Here is a 22,523-nt window from a genome sequence, read left to right on the forward strand (position 1 = left end):
AGGGCGGCTTACGCGCCCTGAGCCTTGCCGCCGCGCCTGGCGAGCCGGTCGTTCAGCCCGGCCCGCCAGGCGCGCAGCACCGGCAGGCGGCGCTTGGCGGTCGCGGCCAGGCGCGTGCGGGCGGCGGCCAGGGCGACGCGGCTGTGGAGGACGACGGCCAGCGGGCGGGTGGTCAGCAGCAGGCGGCGGTTGGCGAGGTGGTCGGGGCGCCAGTGGAATTTGTGCGGCTCCGCGCCGCGCAGCAGGCTGAGGGCGGCCCGGCCGCCGTCCTGGGTCTGCCGGACGCCGTGCCGCATCAGCAGCGTCGTGACGTCGACCTTGGTGGTGCGCAGGTCCGGGTGGGCGCCGTAGAGGTAACCGCCCGCCAGGCTCGGGCAGAGCACGGTGAGATTCGCGGCCACCACCTCGCCGCCGAGGCTGAACTCGGTGACCGCCGCGTCACCGTTCGCCACCATCAGCCGCGCGGCGCGGGTCAGGTGCTCGGCGAAGCGCGGGCGTACGTGCTCGGGGGTGACCCCTCGGCCCTGCCACTGGAGCAGGTGCAGCCGCAGCATCGTCTCGACGGCGGGCGCCACCTCGTGCGCGGGCACCGCGCGTTCCTCGACGCCCGCCGCGTCCAGCTTGCGCAACTGCGAGCGGATGCGCTGGCCGCGCGAACTGCCGACCCTCGCGATCAGGCCGTCCATCGGCAGGCCAGGCAGCTCCAGGCAGACCGAGTCCTCCAGGTCCTTGCGCGGGCCGCGCCACGCGCCGTACACCCGCTCGGCCGCCGCGCCCGGCCGTACCTCGCGCAGGTCGATCACCGCCGTCCGCGCCAACCGCCGCAGCGCCCCGGTCAACGCCGCCGCGTACGCCGGATCCGCGTCGTCCACCAGCACGTCCGCGTAGTCCGTGATCGCCCCGCCGAGCGCCACCAGCACCGGCACCGGCCGGTACGTCACCATCAACGGCGCCGCCGCGACCAGCTCCTCGCCCCGCCGCACCACCACGACCCGCAGCCGCCCGCGCCTGCCGTACGACAGCCACCACGAATACAGCCACGCGTGACTCTGGAACGGCGTCGCCGCCCCGCACCGCCCGTACAACCGCCCCCACTGCGCGGCCATCCCCCCGAACGCCTCGCCGTCCCGGCACACCTCCACCCTGAGCCCGCCCCCGTCCCCGTCCGGAGCCCCGCCCCGGTCCGCGCGATCGGCGACTGCCCGCCGTGCCCGCGCCGACGCGGGCGGGGTCTCGCGCCCGTCCGGTGCGCCGATGTCGGCGCCGGGGGCAGTGCGTGGCTCGGATACGCGTCCGGCCGCGTTGCCGCCCGTGCTGCCGGTGGTCGCTTGCGGTGCCTGCGCTGGCGCGGGCGCAGCCATCGGGGTCGTCGCAGGCCCGGAGGTGGGCGGGGTCTTCGGGGGGGTCTCGGGCGTGGGCCGGGGGTGGGCGGCGGGGGTGGTCATACGGATTCCCTGGGGATCGCTGTCGGGGCGTGGCCCGGGGTGGGGGCCGGGAGGGAGGCGCCGTAGGCGGGCTCGCGGCGGGAGCGGGGGCGGACCAGGAGGAAGAGGGCGCCGAGCAGGCCGCCCGCGCTCGCGCCGACCGCCGCGGACAGGGCGGTGGAGGGCGAGGAGGGAGAGGTCGGGGCGGTGGCGGGGGAGAAGACCAGCAGGCGGACGCCGGTGCTGCCGGCGTTGCGGTTGCCGGTCGCGGCCAGCGAATCGGCCACGGCGTTGGCGACCTTCGCGGCGGTCGCCCCGCGCCGGGCCGTCCCCGTGATCGAGATCATCGGCGCGTCGGGCGAGGTCGCGGCCTGCACGCTGCCCTTGAGGTCGTCCACCGCCATCCCGGACGCGGCCTGCGCCCCCGCGAGCACCGCGGAACCGGTGACGACCCGCCCGTACGCCTGCGCGAAACCGGTGGTGGTCGTCGCGTCGCCGTGCTGCGGCACCACGATGACGTAGCTGGTGGCGGCGTACTGCGGGGCCGCCGTCAGGCCGTACCCGAGGCCGCCCGCGAGGCCGATGCCCAGGCACAGGGGCAGCGGCAGCCAGCGCGGCGGCGTCCGCCACGAAGCGCGGCGCCCGCGCCCCTGCCCGCCCGCGGGGGCGCGGCCCTCGTCGCGGATCGCGGCCTTCTCCTGCACTGTGGTGTCCTGCATGAGCGGTCTCATTTCTTCTGTCCCGGCCCCACGCCGGATGCGGATGCGGATGCGGATGTGGTTGCCGTTGCGTACAGCCGCATCACGCGGTCGGCGGTGTGGGCGATGTGGTAGCTGTCGACGGCGGCGGGCACCGGCAACCGCCGTACGCCCGTGCCCTGTTGGGCGTGGAGCGCGGAGACGAGGTCCCGCGGGCCGGTGCCGATCCGGCGGGCGCCGGGCGCGCTGTCCGGCGGCAGGTCCTCGATCGCGGGGCACGCGGTGTGCAGCACCGGCAGCCCGGCCGCCAGCGCCTCGACCATGGCGAGCCCGAAGGACTCCTCGCGCGACGCGGACACGAAGACGTCCATCGCGGCCAGCAGCGCGGGCATGTCGGGCATGACACCGCTGCCGTCCTCCCCGCCCGCCGCGCCCACCAGATGCACGCGCGGCGCGACGCCGGTCGAACGGGCCAGCCGCAGCAGGGCGTCGTGCTCGGGCCCGGTGCCCGCGACGAGGAGATGGGCGTCCGGGACACCGGCCAGCGCGCGGATGACGGTGTCGAAGTTCTTGCCCGGTACGAGCCTGCCGACCCCGCCGACGACGAACGCCCGCTCGGGCAGACCGAGTTGGGCCCGCGCGGCGGCGCGCACCGCCGGGTCGAAACGGAAGCGGGCCGGGTCGATGCCGTTGGGCACCAGGTGGATACGCGGGTCGGGCACGCCCCACTCGCGCAGCCTGCGCGCGACCGTCGAGGAGACGGCGACGGTGGCCACGCCCAGCCGTTCGGTGGCCCGGTACAGCGCGCGGGTGCCACGGGTGAGCGGGCGGCCCTCGATCTGGGAGTCGCCGAGCGAGTGCTCGGTGGCCACGACCGTACGCACCCCGGCCAGCCGCGCGGCGAGGCGGCCGTAGACGCAGGCGCGGTAGAGGTGGGTGTGCACGACGTCGTACCGGCCCGCCCTGATCTGCCGGGTGAGCCGGGGCAGCGCGGACAGGTCGCGGTTGCCGGTCATGCCCAGGTGCGTGACGCGTACGCCGTCGGCGCGCAGCGCGTCCGCGACCGGGCCGGGGTTGGTGAGGGTGATCACCTCGCTCTCGCAGGAGGCGGGCAGGTGGCGTACGAGCAGCCGCAGTTGCTGCTCCGCTCCGCCGATGCCCAGACCGGTGATGACGTGCAGGACCCTCACCTGGGCTCCTCCGGAGCGGCCGTCCCCCGGCCGGACCCCGGGCCGGACCGCGCGCCGTCCCGAACGCCGGACTGGCCGCCGTCCCGCACGCCGTCCCGCCCGCTGGTCTGCCCGCCGTCCCGCACGCCGGGCAGGACGCTGATCCCGTCTCCCGGCACGGGCGTCGGCGCGGGCGCGGCGGGCGGCCCTCCGGCGGCCGTCGCCGTCCGCAGCTTGTGCAGCAGCCGCTTGGCGTTCAGCCGCCCCGCCGCGTCCCGTTGGCCGACGTACGCGCGCGGCAGCGCGAACGTCCCGGCGAGCGGGCCGGGGTCGACCGAGCACGCGTAGCGGTAACCGGCGCTGCGGGCGGCGGCCACCGTGCGGGCGTCGGTCGCGCCGTACGGGTAGCAGAAGCCGTCGGGCTCGTAGCCGGTGATCTCCCGCAACAGCTCGCGGCTCTCGGTGAGTTCGACGGTCAGCTCGTCCTCGTCGACCGCGGTGAGGTCCAGGTGCAGCAGGCCGTGCGAGCCGACCTCCATCCCGGCCGCCGCCGCCGCGCGGATGCCGTCGGCGGTCAACAGCGGCTTGCGCGGGCCCTGTTCGTCCCAGGCGTTGACGCCGCCGAGCCTGCCGGGCAGCACGAAGACCGTCGCGGTGTGGCCGTACCGGAGCAGCAGCGGGACGGCGTAGTCCAGGAAGTCGGCGTAGCCGTCGTCGAAGGTCAGCCCGACCATGCGGCTCGCGCGTCCGGCCGCGTGGGCGCGCATCAACTCGCCGACGCCGACGCCGGTCAGGCCCCTGCGGCGCAGCCACTCCAGTTGGCGGCCGAGCCGTTCGGGCGAGACGGTCACCAGATACGGGTCGTCCCGGCAGTCGCCCACCGAGTGGTACATCAGCGTCCACGGCAGCGCGGCCTGCCGCCTGCGGCTGCGCGCGGCGCTGTGCGCGCGGGCCCGGTCGGCGGCGCTGTCGGGCCGGGGACCTGGGACGGGTCCTGAGCCGGAGCGGGCGCCGGAGACGCGCACGGGCGACGGGCGGAACGCGGTCGTCCGCGCGGTGGTGCGTACCGAGGCCGGTCCGCTGGGGGACACGGGCGCGGATTCGGGGGCCGGGCCGGGGGACGGCCTGCGTACGGATCGGAGGACGGATTCCGGCGCGGAGCCGGGCATGGCGTTCGAACTAGGCATGGGACAGCCTTCGTTTCGCTGTGGCGAGCAGGTGCGGAACCTCCGGCACCCGCACCGCGGCGGCCGCCGCGGCGAAGGTGACGGGCACGGCGATGCAGCACACCGCCGTCGCGGCCAGCGGATCGGGGATCAGGGATCCGAGGCCCCAGCCGGCGACGGTGGCCACCGCCGCGGCAAGCGTGATCCGGCCTACGCCGGTGAGGAGTTGGCGTGCGCCGATCGCGATGGTGTGCGCCGCGAGGCCGCGGACCAGCAGTCCGGCCGTCACGGTGATCCCGGCGGCGTTGCCCGCCGCGATGCCGTACGCGCCCCACGCGCCGACCGTCGCCGCGTCGGCGCCGATCGTGACGAGCAGGCCCGCGGACATGGCGGCGGCCGGGTACCAGGTCGGCCGGGCGGCCGAGAAGTACGGCCTGATGAGCGCGCCCACCAGGCTCTGGCCGAGCAGCCCGAGCGCGTACACCCGCATCACGGCGGCCGTCGCCGCGGTGTCGGAGGCGTCGAACGCGCCGCGCTGGAAGAGCACCTGGATGATCTGCGGGGCGCAGCCGATGATGAAGGCGGTGCCGAGCAGCACCACGACGCACACCACCGTCAGGTCGCGCTGCACCTGCCGTCTGGCCCGCTCCCGGTCGCCGCGGGCGAGCGCCTGCGAGACGACGGGGAAGGTGACCGTGCAGATCATCACCGACAGCACCATCGGCATCTGCGCCACTTTCTGCGCGTAGTTGAGGTGCGAGATCGCGCCCGACGGCAGGGGCGCGGCGAAGAACCGCTCGATCAGCACCTGGGCCTGGCGGCTGACGGTGAAGAAGATGACGGGCGCGACCAGGGCGAGGCCGAGCCGGGACGCCTTGGGCCGCGTGGGGAGTTGGGTGCCGGTCCGGACGCGCGGGGCCCGGTGGGACCGGGCTCCGGCGCTCGCTCGGCCGCCTGCCGGGGCGGATTCGCGTGCCAGGGAGAGCGCTTCGGGCCCGGACCGGCCCGCGTTCCTCAACTGCCCCTCGCGTTGCGGCTGTTCGGGAATGACCGCGGTCTTCGCCGGTACGGTCTGCCGCCCGGTGCGCAACTCGGCCAGAAACGCCGGCAGTTGGATGAGCACCATCAGCAGGCCGCCGACCGCGACACCGGCCGCTGCGGCCCGCGCACCCCAGCGGGCGTGCAGCGCGAACAGCGTGCCGATGATGCCGACGTTGTACGCCACGTAGATCGCGGCGGGCGGCAGGAAGCGGCGGTGCGCGCGCAGCGCGGCGCTCAGGTACCCGGCGAGGCCGAAGGTGAAGACCGTCACGGCGGTCAGCCGCGTGCAGTCCACCGCGAGGCGGTGGTCGGTCAGTCCGGGCGCGAGCACGTCGACCACGAGCGGCGCGGCCACCGCGATGGCGGCTCCGACGGCGGCCAGCAGCAGCGTCAGCCGCGGCAAAGTGGCGGCCAGCAGGGCCCGTACGGGATCGCCCGTCCGCCCCGCCCGCCCGTCGGCCGCCCTTCCGTCCGCCCGCCGGCTGAGGGCTGCGGCGAAAGCCGGTACGAGCAGCAGCGCCATCGCGTCCTCGATCAGGACGGTCGCCGCCAGCTCCGGGACCGTCCACGACACGAGGAACGCGTCGCTGGCCGCCCCGGCTCCGAAGAGGTGGGCGATGGCTTGGTCGCGTACCAGCCCCAGCACGGAACCGGCCACCGACAGCACGGCGGTGACCAGGGCGGCCCGCGCGAGCCCCTTCGACCCCCGGTCGCCCCCGGAACCGGAACCGGAACCGGAGCCGGAGCCGGGACCGGAACCGGAGCTCGGGCCGGATTCGACGCTGGTGTCGACACCGCTTCTGGCGCCGCTTCCGGTGCCGCTTCCGTTGCCGTTGCCGTCGCCGTCGCCAGGAGCCGGGTCCGGGACCCGGAGCGTACGGCCGGTCGGCGCGTCGTCCTCGTGGGCGGCGGTCGCCGCACTCGCGGTCATCGGCGGCGGCCGTCCGTGGCGTCGGCGCCGAGGTCCGCGTCGGCAGCGGCGTCCGCCGCGGGCGACAGCGCCCACCAGGCCGTCAGGCCGAGCAGCACCGCGGTCAGCACGGTGGAGGGCCCGCCGATGTCGGCGTAGAGGAAGTCGACGCACTGCCAGATCAGTAGCCCGACGGCGGCCAGTCCGCTCGCGGCGGCGCCCGGTGCGCGGTTGCCCGCGCGGCGGGCGCGCAGCAGACGGTCGGTGCCGCGGGTGAGGAAGGCGGCCCAGCCGCCGACGAGGAGAGCGAAGCCGATCAGGCCCTGCTCGCTGAGCGCGAGCAGATACATGTTGTGCGGCGACAGCAGCGGTTCACGGGTGAAGCGCTGCCCGGCCCCCGCCGTGTCGCTGCCCGACGACAGCGCGAGCGAGGCGTGCCCGTCGCGCTCGTCGGGGAAGCGCTTGAGGCCGACGCCGGTCGCCGGGTGCTGGCGCCACATGCTGACGGCGGCGGCCCACAGCGTGTACCGGTCGGTGACCGAGGGGTCAGGGTCCGCGGTGACCTGCGTGATGCTGCTGACCCGCTGCCCGATCATCTGCGAGCCCACGCCGAGCCCGCCGACCAACAGCACGGCGGAGGCGGTCAGTACGCCGAAGACGCGCAGCGCCTGACGCCGCCCCGACAGCACGATCATCGCCGCGCACGTGACGGCCGTGGCGATCCACGTACCGCGGCTGAAGGACACCGCCAGCGGTACGAGCAGCGCCGCCGCGCAGGCCAGCGCGGCGGGGCGCAGCCAGCGGGGCGCGCCCGCCGCGGCCGGTACGAGCGCGCAGCCGGTGGCGATGACCAGGCCGTACGCGACGACCGTCGCCATCCCCATGATGTCCGAGGGGCCGAAGGTGCCGACCGCCCTGATGTCCTCGCCCATGTAGGAGGCGCCGGTCGCGGTCGCGTACTGCCACACGCCGATCGCGCCCTGGACGAGGGCGACCGCGACGACGGCTCCCGCCACCACCGCGAAGTCCCGCCGGTCGCGCAGCAGCAGCACCAGCGAGGCGGGCACCAGCACGAACACCTGGGCGTAGCGCAGGAATCCGGCGAGCCCGGCCGCCGGGTCGACCGAGGTCATCGCGGACAGCGCGAAGCCGACGACGGGCGCGCCCAGCACCACCGCGGCGGTCGCGGTCAGCGGCCGTGCCCGGTCGCGCAGCAGCCGTACGGCGACGGTCAGGATGAGTACGGCGGAGGCGGCGTCGGCAGGGGTGACCTTGCCCGAGGTGCTGACGTCGCCCGTGCTGACCGGCGCCGCGAGCAGCAGCACGGTCGCCAGGGCGGGCAACAGCGGTGCCAGCCAGCGGTATCGGGCGAGGCCCGGGGGGATACGAGGGGCGCGTTCGGCTCTGTGCGCGGGCGCCGTGTTTCGCGCGGGCGCGGGCGTGGCGATCGTGGCCATGATTCAGCTCCCACCGAACCGGAAGAGCGAAGTCGCCGTGCGGGCGAGGATTCTGACGTCCTGCCAGAGCGACCAGCTGTCGATGTAGTGGTTGTCGAACCGCGCGCGGTCGGCGATCGAGGTGTCGCCGCGCAGCCCGTGCACCTGGGCGAGCCCGGTGATGCCGACCGGCATCCGGTGCCGGTCCTGGTAGCCGGGGTGGGTCTGGCTGAACTGCTCCACGAAATAAGGGCGTTCGGGGCGCGGACCGACCAGGCTCATGTCGCCGCGCAGCACGTTCCAGAACTGCGGCAGCTCGTCGAGCGAGGTGCGCCGCAGCAGCCGGCCGACCGGGCTCACCCGGCGGTCGTGCGCGATGCTCCACCGCGTCGCGGACTCGCCGGGGTCGGCCGGCCGCAGCGTACGGAACTTCAGGAGCGTGAACGGCCGTCCGCCCAGGCCGATGCGCTCCTGCCGGAACAGCACACCGGGGCCGTCGGTCAGCCGTACCGCGAGGCCGCAGCCCGCGAGGACCGGCGCGAGCGCCAGCAGGGCGGCCGAGGCGAGCACGATGTCGAGGGCGCGCTTGCCCCAACGGCCGGGCGGCGCGGGCGGATACGGGTCGAGGCGGCGGCACGCGAAGCCCCACAGGTGGCCGGGGGCCGCCTGGCCGTCGCCGGGGCCGGGACCCGCGGTGACCTGCCACACGCAGGCGCCCTGCGCGGCCAGCAGCCGTACCGTCGCGGTCGTACGCGCGTCGAGCGGCTGCGGGCCCGCGACGACCGCGTACCGCACCGAGTTCTGGATCACCGCGCGCGTGATGTCGCCGTGGCCGGTCAGCACCGGCAGCGGGAAGTCGTCGGGCGCGGTGCCGTGTCCGGGCCCCGGGCCCTGCTCCTGCCCCGGCACCTGGCCGGTGGCCGCGATGCCCACCGGGTGCATCCCGTACTCGGGATGCGCGTGCAGCACGGCGGCGACCTCGCGTACGGACCCGTCGCCGCCCACGATCAGCGTCGATCCGGGGTGCAGCCGCGCGTACCGGCGCCGCGCGCCGTGCACGACCCCGCGCAGCACCCATTGGCCCAGCACGGTCAGCACGAGCGCCGTCAGCAACTCGCCCCACCCGAGAGCGCTTTCGGGCGCGGTCGCCGCGGCCGTCACGGCCACCAGGCCCCACGCCAGCGTCGCGCACAGCGCCAGCGCCGGCACCTCGTCCGACGCCGTCGGCGCGAACCCCGGCCGGTACAGCCGCGCCCTGCGCAGTGCCGGGACCAGGCACCCGAGCAGCGGCGCCAGCAGCAGCGGCCCCACATCCGCCCGCACCGCGAACGCGCCCATCAGCGCCGCCGCGCAGTCCGCCGCCACCAGTGGCCCCGCCACCCGCTGCCGAAACGCCCGGTGCCGCGGTCGGGACACCGTCGCGGGCGTCTGCCGCGGTGCCGACGCGGGCGTCTGCCGCGACGCCAACACGGGAGCCCGCCCTCCGCCGTCACCGCCCTGCCCCACGACCACCCCGAGCACCCGCCCGGCCGAGGACGCCTCAGCCGCCTGCCCGTTGCCCCGCCCGGCTGAGCCGGTCCCGGGCCCCGTGTCCAGCGCGACACCGACCCCCCGGTCGACGGCCCGCCCGGGCGCCGGGCCCGCAGCGGCTTCCGGCTCCTGGCCGCGCGTGACGGCGCGGGGGCGTTCCGGGGCGCGGGTGGCAGTCGCGGGGGTCGTGGACTCGGGGCGTGGGCCGAGGGTGAAGCGGAGGCTGCGGTCGCCGCCCCACCTCGGGGGCGTGCTGGACGCGGTGTCGGAGGCGGGGGCGAGCGCGAAGCTGAGCCTGCGGTCGGCGGCGCGCGCGGGCGCCGGTTCTGGCCCGCCTCCTTGGGCGCGGTCACCGCCCTGGCCGGGCGTCGCCGTGGTGTTCTCCGCAGCCTGGCCGACGACGCCCAGCACGCGCTCGCCACGGCCCCCGCTCGCGGGCGCGCGGTCGGCCGTACGGGCCGCGGGTGCGGCTGCGCGGTCGGACGTACGGGCCCCGGGTGCGGGTGCGCGGTCGGCCGTACGGGCCCCGGGTGCGGGTGCGCGGTCGGCGGGGCGGCTTCCCGACACGGGCGCGCGGTCGGCCGTACCGCCTCCGGACGCGGGTTCGCGGTCGGCCGTACGGGCCCCGGGTGCGGGTGCGCGGCTTCCCGACGCGGGTTCGCGGTCGGGCGTACTGCCTCCGCGGTCGGGCGTACGGCTCCCTGGCGCGGGTGCGCGGTCGGCGGGGCGGCCTCCTGAGGGGAGGGGGCGGCCGGTGGGGGTGGGCGGCGGCACGCGCGCGCTCTCCCACGTCATCGGGTGACCCTCTCGGTGGGGCGGCCCGGCTGGGGCAGCGCGAGGACGTCGCGGTAGAGGTCGGCGACGGCGGCAGCCGTTCTTCGTACGTCGTGCCGTTCGCGGACGTGCGCGAGCGCGCGGCGACCGGCGTCGGCGCGCCGTACCGGATCGGTGAGGAGCCGCAACAAGGCGTCGGCGAGGGCGCGTTCGTCCTCGACCGGGACGACGGAACCGGCGGCGTCGGCGGGCGGCACGCTCTCGCGGGCGCCGCTGACGTCGGTCTGGACGACCGGCCGTCCGCAGGCCATCGCCTCCAGGGGCGCGAGCGCCATCCCCTCCCAGCGGGACGGCAGGACGACGACGTCGGCCGCGCGGTACCAGGGCGCGGTGTCCACGGTGCTCCCGGCGAACAGCACACCGGGCGGCGCGTCCCGCAGCAGCGGCCGCAGCGCGGGGCCTTCGCCGACGAGCACGAGACGGGCGTCCGGCAGCCGCTCGCTGACCCGGGGCCACGCCCTGAGCAGCACGTCCTGGCCCTTCTGCGTGCAGAGCCTGCCGACGCACACGACCAGCGGGGTGTCGGGCCCGAGGTCCGACAGCGCGGGCAGCGCGGCCCGCGCCGAACCGACGTCCGCGGTGGGCGTGAAGTGCGTGAGATCCACGCCGTTCGGCACGACCGCCCACGTACCCCGTACCCCCGCGTCCTGTCCCGCGCGCCGCTCCGCGTCGCTGACGCACAGCACCCGGTCGGCCCAGCGGGCGGCGTACCGCTCCCAGCGCAGCGCGGCCCGCGCGGTCGGTCCCGTGACGGCGTCGAACGACCAGGCGTGCGGCTGGAAGACGGTCGGCAGGCCGCCGCGGACGGCCAGCCGTACCGCGAGCCCGGCCTTGGCGCTGTGGACGTGCAGCAGGTCGGGGCGGACGGCGCGGATCAGCCGGGCGACGGTACGGACCTCGCGCGGCAGGCCGGGCCCCGGCGAGCGGCCGGCCTGCCACCGTACGACGTGGCCGCCGGCCGCCGTGACGGCCTCGGGGAGCGCGCCGTGCGGCGGACAGGCCACCACCGCGCGCGTACCGCCGTCGAGCTGGGCCCGGACCAGGTCCGTGACGACGCGGGCGACTCCGCCCTCGACGGGCTGGGTCACATGGAGCACCGTCAGCCCGGCGAGTTCGTACTGGTGTTGCGGCATCGCGCGCCGTCTCTCTGTCCGTGACCATCTCCGTGACCGTCTCCGGTGGACCGACCGGGGCCGAGGAGAAGCCGATGGGTTTGCTGCGTGTCATGTGCGCGCCCGCGCGTTCGAGCGGGCTGCGTGGAGTCAACGAATCCCGTGCCTGTCAGGTAATCCTCGTGAAACAGGAATGCACGGTCGCAGACCTCGGCGCACGATTCACGTAAGGCGCGCGGCCCGCCGAGCAGGACGAATGTCTTATGACGATCACATGACCGGTGTTGACGAGACGTCAACCCACGTCACCGCCGTCACCCTTCCGATACGCCCTGGCGCCCGGCCTCCGGGGGTTCTATCCATTCGGGTGAAACATCATTACTAATCGCCTGGGAGCCGGTTGGTCAGTGCGACCCATGTAGACCCATGTACAGGGCAATCTCACCCAAGAAGGACCAACCGTGATCAAGAAGTTCCTCGCCACGGCCGCCGTCGCCGTCTCCATCGCGGGCGTCTCGGCGTCGGTGGCCCCCTCCGCGATGGCCATCGGTGACGACCACGGAACCACCACCGCCAACGGCAACGGTTCCGAGCAGAGCTACGGCAACACGTACACCAGCGGTTACATGAGCCCGTCGTTCGCGCTGGTCCAGGGCTCGCTCAACAAGCCCTGCCTCGCGCTGCCGCTCAAGGGCAACGTCGGCTCGCTGGTCGGCGTCGTGCCGGTCACCGTCCAGGACATCAACGTCCTGTCGTCGCCGCAGAACCAGCAGTGCACCGAGAACTCCACCCAGGCCAAGGGCGACGAGCCGCTGTCGCACATCCTGGACAACATCCCGGTGCTGTCCGGCAACGGTGCCGCCAACCACTGAGCCATTCCCCTGGCTCCGTACGGCCCCGGCCGTCGACTTTCCGTCGACGGCCGGGGCCGTACGCGTTTTCCGCGCCGGGATTCTGCTCCGGGCGGAAAAAGCCGAGCCATTCGAGTGGATGATGGAAGGCGCCGCACGCTGGGGAGTTGCTTACGGTCGGCACCCGTCGTTAGCCCGGTCGGTAGTGGTGTTCACGGACGCGGATTTCCTGTGTCCGGCCCGTACGAAGGACGTGCTGGTGCCAGACACCGCTCCGGAAAGGGAGCTCAACGTGAAGTACTCGAAGGTCGCGGCGGTCGCTGCCGGAACGCTCATGGCTGTGGGTGTCGCGGCCCCCGCGTTCGCCGACTCCGACGCCAGTGGCATCACCTCGCACTCCCCGGGCGTCCTGTCCGGCAACAGCATCCAGGTGCCGATTCACATCCCCGTGAACGTGTGCGGCAACACCGTCAACGTCATCGGTCTGCTGAACCCCGCGTTCGGCAACACCTGCGTCAACAAGTGACGAAGTGAAGTGACGTCGTCCTGTCAGGCCGTCAGGTTCTGATCCCGGACCGCCCCGGAGCGTGTGCGTCGCGCTCCGGGGCGGTCCGTCTTACGGGGATGGGCACGGGACGGCCGCGGGACGTATTCGGCGCAGCCGAAGAACCGAGCGGAGAAAAGAAGTCGATGCGACACATCTTGAGCCGGAGCCTGCTCACCGTCGCCGCCGCCAGCAGCATCCTCGCGGCCACCGGGGGGTACGCGAACGCGGATTCCGACGCGCAGGGCGGTGCGTCCAACTCACCCGGCCTGCTGTCGGGCAACAGCGTCGAGGCACCGGTCGACGTCCCGCTGAACGCGTGCGGGAACAGCGTGAACGTCGTGGGAGCCGACAACGCCGCGCTGGGCAACCACTGCTCCAACGAATCGCATTCCCACCACCACACCGCTTCCGGCGCCCCCTCCTCCGCCCATTCGTCGGGCACCCAGGGCTCCGCGGGCGTGGCCTCAGGGAACTCGGTGCAAATTCCGGTCGACGTTCCGCTCAATGTGTGCGGAAACACCGTGGACCCCCTGGCGCTGCTGAATGCGGTGTCCGGGAATTCCTGCGACAACGACGGCACGGGCGCGCACGCGGTCACCGGCACCGACGCCAGTTCGGTGCACACCGATCCGACGGTCGACGTCCGGAGGCTTCCGCCGGCTCCCGAGCCGAACCACGCGGTCCCCGCCGTCCTGGACGGGGTTGACCAGCGGTCGCTCGCCGAGACCGGCGTCGCCGGCGGCGAGTTCGGGGCGGCCGGGGCGACCAGCGCCGCGCTGCTGCTCGGCGGCGCCATGCTCTACCGCCGCGGGCGCGGACCGCGGGTCGCGCACGCCGCCGCCCACGGCGCGCACGCCGCGTCGGGCGCCCACGCGGCCTCCATGGCCCGTATTCGGCGCACGTATTCGTAACCCTGGGCAACGGAATTAATACGAGAATTGGGCGAGGCGGCTCTCACGTTCGGGTGATTGTCGAGAGGCCGGTTTACTCCTCGTTTCCGTTGCTATCCGCGGTCGTTGACCATGCCGACAGACACCGGCACTGAAAGGGTGGCAATGAAGTACTCGAAGGTCGCAGCAGTCGTGGCCGGATCGATGATGGCGGTCGGCGTCGCCGCGCCTGCCTTCGCCGACGGTATGACGGCGCCCGAGATGCCCACCGCGGCCACGATGCCCACCAGCATCAACGGCGGTGTCGAGCAGGCCCTGAACGAGCAGCCGCTGCAGCAGCTCAGTGACGGCCTCAAGGTCGACTCCGCGCTCCGGACGGTCAGCGCCGCCGCCGACCGCCTGCGCGGTGAGACCTCGACCGACGCGCTCCTCGGCCAGGCCACCTCCGCCACCAAGGATGCCGCCACCTCCACCGTGACCGGTGCGGTGCCCGGTGCCTCGCTGCTGGGCGGACTCCCGCTCGGCCGCTGACCCGGCCCCGGCTCCCCCACCTGCCGCGCGTCGGCTTCGGCCATCCTCGCGGCAGCACTCCGCCATCGGAGTGAATCGCCGGAACCAAACCCCACGTGAGCGGTTGATCAGATCGCTCCAGAACCGTGCAATCGAGCACCAAAAAGGGATTTCAGATGATCAAGAAGATGCTGGCCGGCGCTGCGCTCGCCGCCTCGGTTGTTGCTGTCGGCGTCACCGCCGCCCCGCAGGCCATGGCCCTCGGCGACGACCAGGGCACGACCACGGTGAACGGCAACGGCGCCGAGCAGAGCTACGGCAACACCCACACCGGCGGCACCCAGAGCCCGCAGATCGGCCTCGTCCAGGGCACCCTGAACAAGCCCTGCCTCGGCGTCCCGGTCAAGGCCAACGTCGGCTCCATCGTGGGCCTCGTGCCGGTCACGGTCCAGGACATCAACGTCCTGGCCTCCCCGCAGAACCAGCAGTGCGCCGAGAACAGCAGCCAGATCAAGGGTGACGAGCCCGCCTCGCACATCCTGGACCAGATCCCGGTCCTGTCCGGCAACGGCGTGCACAACGGCTGATCCGCCCCCCACGGCTGATCTGCTCCACCGCACCGCACAGCGAACTGCCCGACCCGGCCGCACCGGCCGGATCGGGCAGTTCGTCGTTGAGAGGTGTTCCTAGCGCAGCGTGGACGCGTCACGGCGGCGGCTGACGCGGGTGACGTACCAGTGGACGAGCAGGCCGGTCGCCATGACGATCGTGACGATCTGGGACCACACGGCGAGCTTCTTGTCGTAGAACCAGACCGGCTCGTACATGTTGGGGAACGGGCCGTGCGCGCCGACGTCCACATAGCGGTAGAGCATCAGGGCGAAGAGGCCGCCCGCGGCGACCAGCCAGGCCAGGGCGGCGCTGAGCGGGCGGCGCCAGACCAGGATGAGCAGGGCCGCGAACGACGCCATGCCCGCCTCGATCCGGAAGAGCGTGCCCTGGCTGATGTCGGCGGACACCGCGTCGTACTGGTCGGCGAGCTTGGCGTGCACATAGGCGTCCACGGCGAGCCCGGCGGCGGCGACGAGGCGTGCCGCCAGGTCGAGCGCTCGGCCGGTGGAGCTGACCCCGGCTGACGGCATGACGGATCCTCGTTTCCTCGTACGGCGCGTACCGGTCGTACGGCCACGGTGGGGGGAGCGGAACGCGCGGTGATCCGACGGCGCGTCAGTTCACGGTGAGCGTGCCCTTCATGAACTGGTGGATCGTGCAGATGTAGTCGTACGTGCCCTTGGCCGAGGGGGCCTTGAAGGTCACCGTCTTGCCCGGCGCGATGTCATTGGTGTTGAACTGGCCGCTCTTGACCGAGGTGACCGTGTGCGCCGTCGAGTCCTTGTTGGTGACCGTCACGGTGGCGCCGGCCGCGACCGTCAGCGACGCGGGCGTGAAGGCGAAGTTCTGGATGACGATGGTGTCCGCGCCACCGCCGCTGGAGGCCGACGCGGAACTCGACGCGGAACTCGACGCGGACGAGGACGCCGACGTGGCAGCCGCCGACGTACTCGTACCGCTACCGCCGCTCGAACCCGAGCTGGAGCAACCGGTCAGGGCCAGCGCGGCGCAGGCGGCGGCCAGCAACGGCGCACGGCGTACGCGTACGGGGACGCGCGAAGGCACGCGTACGGGGACGGGAGCGGTGCGTGCGTGGAGCCGGGTGACGATCAACTCGGGCTTTTCCCTTCGGAATTCGGGCGAGGCACGGGACGGCCCGTGTGGGGGTGCGGGCCGTCCCGTACAGGTGGGGTCAGACGGTGAGCAGGGTCGGGCTGGCCGCCTTGTCCACGGGCAGGAAGTCGTCGGGGACCGGGTACTGGCCCAGGACGAAGTTGAGGATCGCGGCGTGCTGCGCCTCGACCGGCGCGATGGTGGCGGCGGTCGCGATCCCGGCGGGGCTGGTGACGTTGTAGGTCGCGAAGAGATACGTCTGCGCGGCCTGGTCCTCCAGTTGCAGGGCCAGCTTGGCGACGGCGCCGTAGGTCTTCGCCTCGCCGAGCGCCTTGAGGGTGGCGGCCTGGTTGGACAGCGGCACATTGGTGATGGCGGGCTTGCCCGCACCCGTGAGTACCGCGTTCCACGCCTTCGCGTGGTCCGCGTGCTGAGCCATCGCGGTCGTCACGAAGGTGGCGACGGCCGGCGGCACCGTACCGAGCTTGCCCGCCTTGGCCGCCTCCAGCGTCGCCTTGTAGGCGCCGACGGCCTGGTTCTCCAGCGCCGTCGCCAGCGCGACGACCTTCAGGTCACCGGTGTACTGGCTGCTCCCGGACGCCGACGCCGAGGCGGTCGGCGAGCCGCCGGGCGCACCGGTCGCGGAGTCCGCGGAGGTCTTCTTGTCGCTGCTGGAGCACGCCGCGAGCGCGAACGCCGCCGCCACCCCGCCGGCGCCGAGCAGGAAACGCCGCCGGGAGGCGTCGGCCACCCCGCCGCGCCGGTCGCTTTGTGCCTTCTCGCGCTGTTCCGCTGCGAGGTCCGCGGCCGCCGCACGCATCGCGGGCAGCGTGTCGCGGTGGGCCTCTTCCATGTCCTGGGTGAGACGGGCGAGCTCGCGCTCGCTGATCTGCAGCTCCCAGCCGTCGCGTGCGGTGGTCACTTCACGGCCCCCTCAGAGATCGGTGAAGCGTTCTTGGTCGGGTAGAAGGCGTTGGGGAAGCCGACGCTGCCTGCCGCGGCGGGCAGCTTGGCGACGTCCGTCGGGATGGCGATCAGGTCGCCCATGTTCCCGGCGAGCAGCGCCTGTACGGCCAGCAGCGTCGCGCGGTGCTGGGCCTCGACGGGCGCGACGGAGGCGAAGAGCTTGCGCAGGTCGCCGTTGCTGACCTGGCTGACGTTCTTCGTGTACGTCTGGGCCGCGACGTCCTCCAGCGTGATCGCCAGCTTCACGACGTCCGCGGGGGTCTTGATCGACGGCAGCGCCTGCTTGACCACGGCCGCGTACTTCGGGTCCGGCTGGTCCTGCGCCTTGCCGCCCGCCTGGGTGGCGGCGGAGTTGAACGCCTTCGCGTGCGCCTGGTGCTGCGTGGTCGTCTTGGCGATGAACGCCGCGATCGTCTTGTTGCCGTCCTTGATGAACGGCAGTCCCGCGGCCGTCTGGTAGACGCTGATCGCCAGGTTCTCGATCGACGCCGCCGTCTGCAGCGCCATGATGTCGTCGCTGGAGGAGGCCGCGGCGACCCGCGAGGTGTGCAGCAGAGCGGCGGCGCCCGCCACTCCGGCGACCGCTCCGCCGCGGTGCCACCAGCGGCGCGAGGACGCCGGCGCGGGCTGTGCCGCCGCGCGGAAGTCGTCCAGCGCGCTCGCGGTGATCCGCAAGGCGTCACTGTTCAGGTCTTGTGACTGCTCCGTCAGTTCTTCGAGCAGCCGGGTGTCGATGCGCTCTACGCCCATCACGCCCCATCTCTCACGGTGCCCGCTCTTGTGAGGGCACTCCTGCGACAGGTTCGTGGCGGCGGCTCATCCGGATTGGTCCCGTCCTCCGTACGGGCACCGAGACCACTCTTCCGGGTGACGGCAGGGGGCCGTTCCGCCCAGTAAAAGCGTCTGTACGGTGCGTGGCGGTACCGCCAGGTGTCACATCGGGCCCGTCCGGCGGGTCACTGCCACGACGACGAGGTGACGGAAGTGGGTGGCCCGATGGACGAGCACGAGTTCCTGGCGGCGCGTTTCGAGGAGCAGCGCGGCCGGTTGCGCGCGGTGGCGTACCGGGTGCTCGGCTCCACCGGCGAGGCGGACGACGCGGTGCAGGAGACCTGGCTGCGGCTGAGCCGGATCGACGCCGACGAGGTCGACAATCTCGCCGGGTGGCTGACCACGGTGGTGGCCCGGGTGTCGCTGAGCATGCTGCGCTCGCGCGGCAGCCGCCGCGAGGAGCCGCTGGAGACGCCCGCGGGAGGCCCGGTCACGCGCGCCGCCGCGGCCGAGGACACCGACCCGGAGCAGCAGGCGCTGCTCGCCGATTCGGTCGGGCTCGCCCTGCTCGTCGTCCTCGACACGCTCGGTCCCGCGGAACGGCTCGCCTTCGTCCTGCACGACATGTTCGCCGTTCCCTTCGACGAGATCGCGCCGATCGTGGAGCGCTCGCCCGCGGCCACCCGTCAGCTCGCCAGTCGCGCCCGGCGCCGGGTGCAGGGGGTCGCCGTCGTCGACGAGGAGCGCTCCGCGGTACGGCGCCGCGCCGTGGTCGACGCCTTCCTCGCGGCCTCCCGCGGCGGGGACTTCGAGGCGCTCCTCGAACTCCTCGACCCCGATGTCGTGCTCCGGGCCGATCCCGCCGCCGCCCTGTCCGGCGCCACCTCCGTCCGCGGCGCCGCCGCCGTCGCCACCACCTTCCTCACCCGGGCCAAGGGGGCTCGCCGCGTCCTCGTCGACGGCGTCCCCCAGCTCGCCTGGATCCACGACGGCCGGGCCCGCGCCGTCTTCGCCCTCACCGTCAGCCCATCCGGGCGCGTCGCCGAAATTCACGTCCTCGCGGACGAGGCCCGCCTCTCGCTTCTGCGGGTCGTCGTCGTGGACGAGTGACCCTCCCCCGCGCCGCGAGGACGGTTCCTCTGCCGTGGGGGGCGCCGATGGTTTTCAGGGGCTCGCCCCTGGGCGGTTCTTCTGCCGGGTGCCGGGGCCTAGCGGGCGCGGTAGGCGTCGATCGCCGCGAAGGTCGCCTCCGGCTGCTCGATCTGCGGGAGGTGGCCCGCCTTCGGGACGACCTCGAAGCGCGCGTCGGCGAAGGCGGCGGCGTACGCGGCCCCGTACCCCGGTGTGAAGACGCGGTCGCTCTCGCCCCAGAGGACGAGGGTCGGGACGCGGACGTCGGCGAGCCGTTCGCGCAGGCCGGGCGTGTGCATGTACGGGTCGCCAGCGATGATCCGCATGGCGGCCATGTTCGCCTGGCGCGCGGCCAGTTGACCGGCCGGGAGGGTGGCGGGGTCCACGAAGAAGCGGTCGGGGTCGTGGAAGGAGTGCTCGGCCACGCCCCGCGCGTCGAGCGCGAAGAAGTCCGTCATCGGCTCGCCCTCGACCAGCACTCCGGCCGCGTCGATCAGGACGAGCCCGGTGATCAGGCCCGCGCCGTCCCGTACCGCCATCTCGGCCGCGATCCAGCCGCCGAGCGAGGAGCCGACCACCAGGACGTCACGCAGCCCGCGCTCCCGAAGCAGCTCCAGGTACGCCACGGCGAGGTCGTCCACGCCGTCGTACGCCTCGGGCCGGGGCGTGCCGTCCCAGCCGGGGAGGGTCGGGGTGAGGACACGCGCGGTACGGGCGAGGTGGGCGCCGAGGCCCGCGACGGTGAAGGGGCCTCCGCCGCCGTGCAGCAGCAGTACGGGGCGGGCGGCGGCGGCATCGGTCCCCGCGTCGGTGGGGCCGGTCTCGGCAACGGTGAGCTGCGATGGGGTCGTCATACCGTCGACTGTAACTAAGGATATTTATATAAGCAAGCTTAGTCGGAGTGTTAGGCTGTGCCCATGCCCGTTGAACTCCAACTCCTCGGACGAGCCGTCAAGCAGGCGCAGTACCGCCAGCACCGCGCCCTCGACAGTCGCCTGGCCACCGTCGGCACCACCCTCGCCCAGTGGGACGCCCTGCGCGCCGTCGCCCGCACGCCCGGCGCCTCGGCCCGCGACCTCGCCGCCGCGACCTTCCAGACCGAGCAGTCCTTCGGCACCCTCGCCACCCGCCTCGCCGACCGCCACCTCATCGACCGCCGCCCCGGCCGTGGCCGCCGCATCGAACACCACCTCACCCCCGCCGGCGAAGCCCTCCTCTCCGCCGGCCACCGCATCGCCGACGACGTCCTCTCCTCCGCCTTCTCCGCCCTCGACGACACCGAACGCGCCACCCTCCTCGCCCTGTTGCGCCGCATCGGCGAAGAACCGACGTGAGCCCGTGACCCTGTTACGGGTCACGGGCTCACAAGAAGGCGCGGTCGCGTGGCGTCAACGACCCGTGCGGCTCAGTCCAGTTCGGTCAGCCGGGTCAGGGTGTAGCCGGCGATGCCGTGACCGGCTGCCACCGAATCGGAGTCCTTGTTGCCCGCGGCGCCGGTGTTGGGACCGGCAAGGGTGGTGTAGACGTAGCGGCCGTGGACCGCGTGGGTGACCGCGCAGGGCACCTGCTTGCAGAAGTTCGGGATGCCGGGCTGGCCGGTCAGGGGGATCAACTTGCCCTTGAAGCCGGTGTCGACGGCCTTGGCCTCGGCCTCGGTCGGGAAGACCAGCACGCCCACGCTCACCGAGTCCTTGCCCGAGACGTAGGTGGCGAGCACGATCTGGGTGCAGTGGTTCTTGTCCAGGACCGGGCCGAGTCCGCCCTGGGTGCTCTTCCAGCATGGCGTGCGGTGGCTGGTGGCCTTCCGCGCGAAGCTCTGCCCGTTGATCGTGAGGGTCTTCGCGGTGAAGAGGTCGCTGCCCTGCAACGTCGGAGTCGAGGACGGTCCGGGGGTGCCGTCGGTCGGCGAGGTGTCCGCGGACTCGGTCGGCTGGACGGACGGCGCTGTCGTCTGCTTGTCCTTGTCGTCCTTGGCGACGGTGCCGTCGTCCTTCTTGGACCCGCCCATCAGGAACAGCGCCGCCGCGCCCGCCACGGCGACGACCAGGACGGCCGCCACGCCGATGATGAGCATCCGCTTCTTCCGTGCCCGCTGCTCGGCCACGTGCTGGTCCGCGAGCGCCGACCAGTCGGGCTCGTTCGGATTGGGCACGTAGGGCTGCGGCTGCGGGAACTGCGGTACGCCCGGCCGGATTTCGTACGGGTAGCCCTGCTGGACCGGCTGCGGATGCTGGGTCGGGGGGTAGCCGTAACCCGGTTGCGCCTGCTGCGTCGGTCGCGCGGCCTGCGTCTGCTGCTGGTCGACCTTCGGTACGGCACCGTTCTGGTGCGGTATGCGAGGATCCTGGGGCCCCGTGGGAGTACTCATGGCCTGGGGGAGTTCGCCCTTCCGTCACTCATTTCGGTGAATCATAGCGTCCGTCATGGACTCGGGGTGGCTTCTCCCGTTACGGCACCTTCACAGGACCTTCGGTTCTCAGACGGCTCACAGACAGCCCGCGGACTAGTCACGCGGGCGGCGTTCAGGACCCTCCGGCCGACATCGGCCAGGGCCGCAGGGTGAGCGAGTCGAGTCCCTTGCGGAATGCCGTCTTCGTCTGCGGCGAGATGTCGAACCGGTAGTCGTACTTGCCGCCCTCGTCCTTGCTGTACTGGAACCAGATGAAGCCGATCACGTTCGGCGTGCGCTTGATCCAGCGGAAGAGATCGGCCGTCCAGCCTGCCTGTTGCGGCCCCGGCGCGCTGCCCGTCTCGCTCACCAGGATCGGCTTGTGCGAGAACTTGGTGATCTCGTCCACCGTGGGCTGAAGCACCTCGGTCGCGGTGCGCTCGCCGAAGCCGTAGCCGTCGAGTCCGATCCAGTCGACGTACCCGTCACCGGGATAGAGCGGATTCAACGCGACGCCGTTCGTGCCGCGCAGCACATTGGGACTCCAGACCCAGATCACCTCGGAAGCTCCGACGATCTGAAAGAGATCGTGAATGTGGCGCCACGCCTTCACATAATCTCCATATGAATTCCCGCTGTTCTTCTCTGACCACGGGTACCAGTCGCCGTTCATCTCGTGTGCGAAACGCAGACCAATCGGTTGTCCGATCGCCTTGACCTGCCGCGCGAAACGGATGATGTAGGCGTCGTACGTGCCCGACGCGATCCGCTTGAGCGCGTACTTCGGCTGGTCGGCGGAGCGTGAATCGCCGTACGGCTCCCAGGTGACCAGCGGCAGCGCGCCCTGCTGGTAGGCGAGTTCGGCGTCGGAGGCGGAGAAGTCCCGCCGCCAGTCCTGGTAGTACTCCAGGATCCTGGGCGGGCGGCCCGCGGCGGCCGAGGCCGAGGCGGTGGTCGCGCGGTTCGGCCCGTGGAAGGTCGCGAGGCCGAAGTAGAGGCCGTCGGGGTGCAGATACTCGGCTTTTGTCAGGGTCTTGGTGCGGGGCGGCGTTCCGGGTGATGCCGGTGATCCCGGCGTTCCGGACGCTCCGGGCGCCGTGGCCGATCCCGTGGGGCCGCTCGGCGGGGCTGTGGTGACCGGTACGGCGTCGCCCGCGATGGTCGTCCCCCCGCCGCCGTCGGAGGAGCATGCGACCAGGCTCAACAGCAGTGCGCCCACGAGCAGGCACGCCGGCAGGGCGGACGTGCGCCATATCCGTCGTGTCAGGACATTCATCCCCGGTATCCCCGGCCGTTTCTTCTCCGCGGAGTCGCGGATCGATGGATCCGCGAACCGTCAGCGTCTCAGCGAACCGTCAGCATCTCATCCGACGACCATACGGACGACGGCGCGACGGGCTTGTCCGGGTAATTCACGGAGCGG

Annotated in this window: 21 protein-coding genes and 1 pseudogene; 7 read left to right on the forward strand and 15 right to left on the reverse strand. The window is 73.2% G+C overall.

The features are described 5' to 3' along the window. Positions 1–8: 8 nt before the first annotated feature. The 8 genes and pseudogenes from ACIQCJ_RS01435 to ACIQCJ_RS01470 form a co-directional block, all read right to left on the reverse strand. Positions 9–1,106, reverse strand: coding sequence for a GNAT family N-acetyltransferase (locus ACIQCJ_RS01435; RefSeq protein WP_402710345.1), 1,098 nt, complete (start codon positions 1,104–1,106; stop codon positions 9–11). 335 nt (positions 1,107–1,441) lie between these two features. Beyond that, positions 1,442–2,143 (reverse strand): lipopolysaccharide biosynthesis protein, encoded by a 702-nt coding sequence (locus ACIQCJ_RS01440; protein ID WP_402710346.1) that lies wholly within the window; start codon positions 2,141–2,143, stop codon positions 1,442–1,444. An 8-nt stretch (positions 2,144–2,151) separates the two neighbouring features. Then, positions 2,152–3,312 (reverse strand): glycosyltransferase, encoded by a 1,161-nt coding sequence (locus ACIQCJ_RS01445; protein ID WP_402710347.1) that lies wholly within the window; start codon positions 3,310–3,312, stop codon positions 2,152–2,154. Between the two features lie 188 nt (positions 3,313–3,500). Then, positions 3,501–4,184: pseudogene (locus tag ACIQCJ_RS01450) on the reverse strand (polysaccharide deacetylase family protein); the annotation flags it as partial. 286 nt (positions 4,185–4,470) lie between these two features. After that, positions 4,471–6,429: a murein biosynthesis integral membrane protein MurJ gene (gene murJ / locus ACIQCJ_RS01455; RefSeq protein WP_402710348.1), complete on the reverse strand. Its 1,959-nt coding sequence runs from the start codon at positions 6,427–6,429 to the stop codon at positions 4,471–4,473. Then, positions 6,426–7,865 carry an O-antigen ligase family protein gene (locus tag ACIQCJ_RS01460; RefSeq protein WP_401718238.1) on the reverse strand — a complete coding sequence of 480 codons (1,440 nt, stop codon included), beginning with the start codon at positions 7,863–7,865 and terminating at the stop codon, positions 6,426–6,428. The genes murJ and ACIQCJ_RS01460 overlap by 4 nt, the downstream gene beginning before the upstream one ends. A gap of 3 nt (positions 7,866–7,868) precedes the next feature. Continuing rightward, positions 7,869–9,182 carry an exopolysaccharide biosynthesis polyprenyl glycosylphosphotransferase gene (locus ACIQCJ_RS01465; RefSeq protein WP_391159573.1) on the reverse strand — a complete coding sequence of 438 codons (1,314 nt, stop codon included), beginning with the start codon at positions 9,180–9,182 and terminating at the stop codon, positions 7,869–7,871. Between the two features lie 983 nt (positions 9,183–10,165). After that, positions 10,166–11,341 carry a glycosyltransferase gene (locus tag ACIQCJ_RS01470; protein WP_401305230.1) on the reverse strand — a complete coding sequence of 392 codons (1,176 nt, stop codon included), beginning with the start codon at positions 11,339–11,341 and terminating at the stop codon, positions 10,166–10,168. Positions 11,342–11,781: 440 nt separating this feature from the next. Here ACIQCJ_RS01470 and ACIQCJ_RS01475 point away from each other — a divergent pair, with 440 nt between their 5' ends. The 5 genes from ACIQCJ_RS01475 to ACIQCJ_RS01495 all read left to right on the forward strand — a co-directional run bounded on the left by ACIQCJ_RS01475 (position 11,782) and on the right by ACIQCJ_RS01495 (position 14,705). After that, a complete protein-coding gene (locus tag ACIQCJ_RS01475) occupies positions 11,782–12,192 on the forward strand; it encodes a rodlin (RefSeq protein WP_355336500.1) in 411 nt (136 codons plus the stop codon). Positions 12,193–12,463: 271 nt separating this feature from the next. Next, on the forward strand, positions 12,464–12,697 hold the full coding sequence (locus ACIQCJ_RS01480; RefSeq protein ID WP_355336751.1) for a chaplin: 234 nt from the start codon (positions 12,464–12,466) through the stop codon (positions 12,695–12,697). Positions 12,698–12,861: 164 nt separating this feature from the next. Continuing rightward, positions 12,862–13,629 (forward strand): chaplin, encoded by a 768-nt coding sequence (locus tag ACIQCJ_RS01485; RefSeq protein WP_402710349.1) that lies wholly within the window; start codon positions 12,862–12,864, stop codon positions 13,627–13,629. 144 nt (positions 13,630–13,773) lie between these two features. Continuing rightward, a complete protein-coding gene (locus ACIQCJ_RS01490) occupies positions 13,774–14,139 on the forward strand; it encodes a hypothetical protein (protein ID WP_355336498.1) in 366 nt (121 codons plus the stop codon). A gap of 155 nt (positions 14,140–14,294) precedes the next feature. Then, entirely contained in the window at positions 14,295–14,705 is a 411-nt protein-coding gene (locus ACIQCJ_RS01495; RefSeq protein ID WP_402710350.1) for a rodlin, read from the forward strand. Between the two features lie 99 nt (positions 14,706–14,804). Here the strand turns inward: ACIQCJ_RS01495 and ACIQCJ_RS01500 are convergent, their stop codons facing one another. The 4 genes from ACIQCJ_RS01500 to ACIQCJ_RS01515 all read right to left on the reverse strand — a co-directional run bounded on the left by ACIQCJ_RS01500 (position 14,805) and on the right by ACIQCJ_RS01515 (position 17,559). Next, positions 14,805–15,260, reverse strand: a complete 456-nt coding sequence (locus ACIQCJ_RS01500; RefSeq protein ID WP_401718251.1) for a hypothetical protein — start codon at positions 15,258–15,260, stop codon at positions 14,805–14,807. An 85-nt stretch (positions 15,261–15,345) separates the two neighbouring features. Further along, positions 15,346–15,795: a cupredoxin domain-containing protein gene (locus tag ACIQCJ_RS01505; protein ID WP_355336495.1), complete on the reverse strand. Its 450-nt coding sequence runs from the start codon at positions 15,793–15,795 to the stop codon at positions 15,346–15,348. Between the two features lie 127 nt (positions 15,796–15,922). Next, the gene (locus ACIQCJ_RS01510; protein WP_401718257.1) at positions 15,923–16,765 is read right to left on the reverse strand and encodes a ferritin-like domain-containing protein; all 843 of its coding nucleotides are present in this window, start codon (positions 16,763–16,765) and stop codon (positions 15,923–15,925) included. Further along, positions 16,762–17,559 (reverse strand): ferritin-like domain-containing protein, encoded by a 798-nt coding sequence (locus ACIQCJ_RS01515; protein WP_355336493.1) that lies wholly within the window; start codon positions 17,557–17,559, stop codon positions 16,762–16,764. Before ACIQCJ_RS01515 ends, ACIQCJ_RS01510 begins: the two co-directional genes overlap by 4 nt. 246 nt (positions 17,560–17,805) lie before the next feature. Here ACIQCJ_RS01515 and ACIQCJ_RS01520 point away from each other — a divergent pair, with 246 nt between their 5' ends. Beyond that, positions 17,806–18,690, forward strand: a complete 885-nt coding sequence (locus tag ACIQCJ_RS01520) for a sigma-70 family RNA polymerase sigma factor (protein ID WP_402710351.1) — start codon at positions 17,806–17,808, stop codon at positions 18,688–18,690. 98 nt (positions 18,691–18,788) lie between these two features. Here ACIQCJ_RS01520 and ACIQCJ_RS01525 read toward each other — a convergent pair whose 3' ends face one another. Further along, positions 18,789–19,565, reverse strand: coding sequence for an alpha/beta fold hydrolase (locus tag ACIQCJ_RS01525; RefSeq protein WP_402710352.1), 777 nt, complete (start codon positions 19,563–19,565; stop codon positions 18,789–18,791). A 63-nt stretch (positions 19,566–19,628) separates the two neighbouring features. On the opposite strand from ACIQCJ_RS01525, the gene ACIQCJ_RS01530 reads away from it, so the two are divergent. Further along, positions 19,629–20,045: a MarR family winged helix-turn-helix transcriptional regulator gene (locus tag ACIQCJ_RS01530; RefSeq protein WP_355336490.1), complete on the forward strand. Its 417-nt coding sequence runs from the start codon at positions 19,629–19,631 to the stop codon at positions 20,043–20,045. Between the two features lie 71 nt (positions 20,046–20,116). Here the strand turns inward: ACIQCJ_RS01530 and ACIQCJ_RS01535 are convergent, their stop codons facing one another. Beyond that, positions 20,117–21,079 carry a hypothetical protein gene (locus tag ACIQCJ_RS01535; RefSeq protein ID WP_401305219.1) on the reverse strand — a complete coding sequence of 321 codons (963 nt, stop codon included), beginning with the start codon at positions 21,077–21,079 and terminating at the stop codon, positions 20,117–20,119. 154 nt (positions 21,080–21,233) lie between these two features. Then, entirely contained in the window at positions 21,234–22,376 is a 1,143-nt protein-coding gene (locus ACIQCJ_RS01540; protein WP_401305217.1) for a glycoside hydrolase family 26 protein, read from the reverse strand. Positions 22,377–22,523 lie beyond the last annotated feature (147 nt).

This window comes from Streptomyces sp. NPDC093221 (genome assembly GCF_044753885.1).
Lineage (GTDB): Bacteria > Actinomycetota > Actinomycetes > Streptomycetales > Streptomycetaceae > Actinacidiphila.

Excerpts from the sequence above, each read along its gene's own strand:
- ACIQCJ_RS01435 (WP_402710345.1), bottom strand. The coding sequence starts at position 1,106 with ATGGCCGCGCAGTGGGGGCGGTTGTACGGGCGGTGCGGGGCGGCGACG.
- ACIQCJ_RS01440 (WP_402710346.1), bottom strand. The coding sequence starts at position 2,143 with ATGCAGGACACCACAGTGCAGGAGAAGGCCGCGATCCGCGACGAGGGC.
- murJ (WP_402710348.1), bottom strand. The coding sequence starts at position 6,429 with ATGACCGCGAGTGCGGCGACCGCCGCCCACGAGGACGACGCGCCGACC.
- ACIQCJ_RS01460 (WP_401718238.1), bottom strand. The coding sequence starts at position 7,865 with ATGGCCACGATCGCCACGCCCGCGCCCGCGCGAAACACGGCGCCCGCG.
- ACIQCJ_RS01465 (WP_391159573.1), bottom strand. The coding sequence starts at position 9,182 with ATGGGCGCGTTCGCGGTGCGGGCGGATGTGGGGCCGCTGCTGCTGGCG.
- ACIQCJ_RS01470 (WP_401305230.1), bottom strand. The coding sequence starts at position 11,341 with ATGCCGCAACACCAGTACGAACTCGCCGGGCTGACGGTGCTCCATGTG.
- ACIQCJ_RS01485 (WP_402710349.1), top strand. The coding sequence starts at position 12,862 with ATGCGACACATCTTGAGCCGGAGCCTGCTCACCGTCGCCGCCGCCAGC.
- ACIQCJ_RS01490 (WP_355336498.1), top strand. The coding sequence starts at position 13,774 with ATGAAGTACTCGAAGGTCGCAGCAGTCGTGGCCGGATCGATGATGGCG.
- ACIQCJ_RS01495 (WP_402710350.1), top strand. The coding sequence starts at position 14,295 with ATGATCAAGAAGATGCTGGCCGGCGCTGCGCTCGCCGCCTCGGTTGTT.
- ACIQCJ_RS01500 (WP_401718251.1), bottom strand. The coding sequence starts at position 15,260 with ATGCCGTCAGCCGGGGTCAGCTCCACCGGCCGAGCGCTCGACCTGGCG.
- ACIQCJ_RS01515 (WP_355336493.1), bottom strand. The coding sequence starts at position 17,559 with ATGGGCGTAGAGCGCATCGACACCCGGCTGCTCGAAGAACTGACGGAG.
- ACIQCJ_RS01520 (WP_402710351.1), top strand. The coding sequence starts at position 17,806 with ATGGACGAGCACGAGTTCCTGGCGGCGCGTTTCGAGGAGCAGCGCGGC.
- ACIQCJ_RS01525 (WP_402710352.1), bottom strand. The coding sequence starts at position 19,565 with ATGACGACCCCATCGCAGCTCACCGTTGCCGAGACCGGCCCCACCGAC.
- ACIQCJ_RS01530 (WP_355336490.1), top strand. The coding sequence starts at position 19,629 with ATGCCCGTTGAACTCCAACTCCTCGGACGAGCCGTCAAGCAGGCGCAG.
- ACIQCJ_RS01535 (WP_401305219.1), bottom strand. The coding sequence starts at position 21,079 with ATGAGTACTCCCACGGGGCCCCAGGATCCTCGCATACCGCACCAGAAC.
- ACIQCJ_RS01540 (WP_401305217.1), bottom strand. The coding sequence starts at position 22,376 with ATGAATGTCCTGACACGACGGATATGGCGCACGTCCGCCCTGCCGGCG.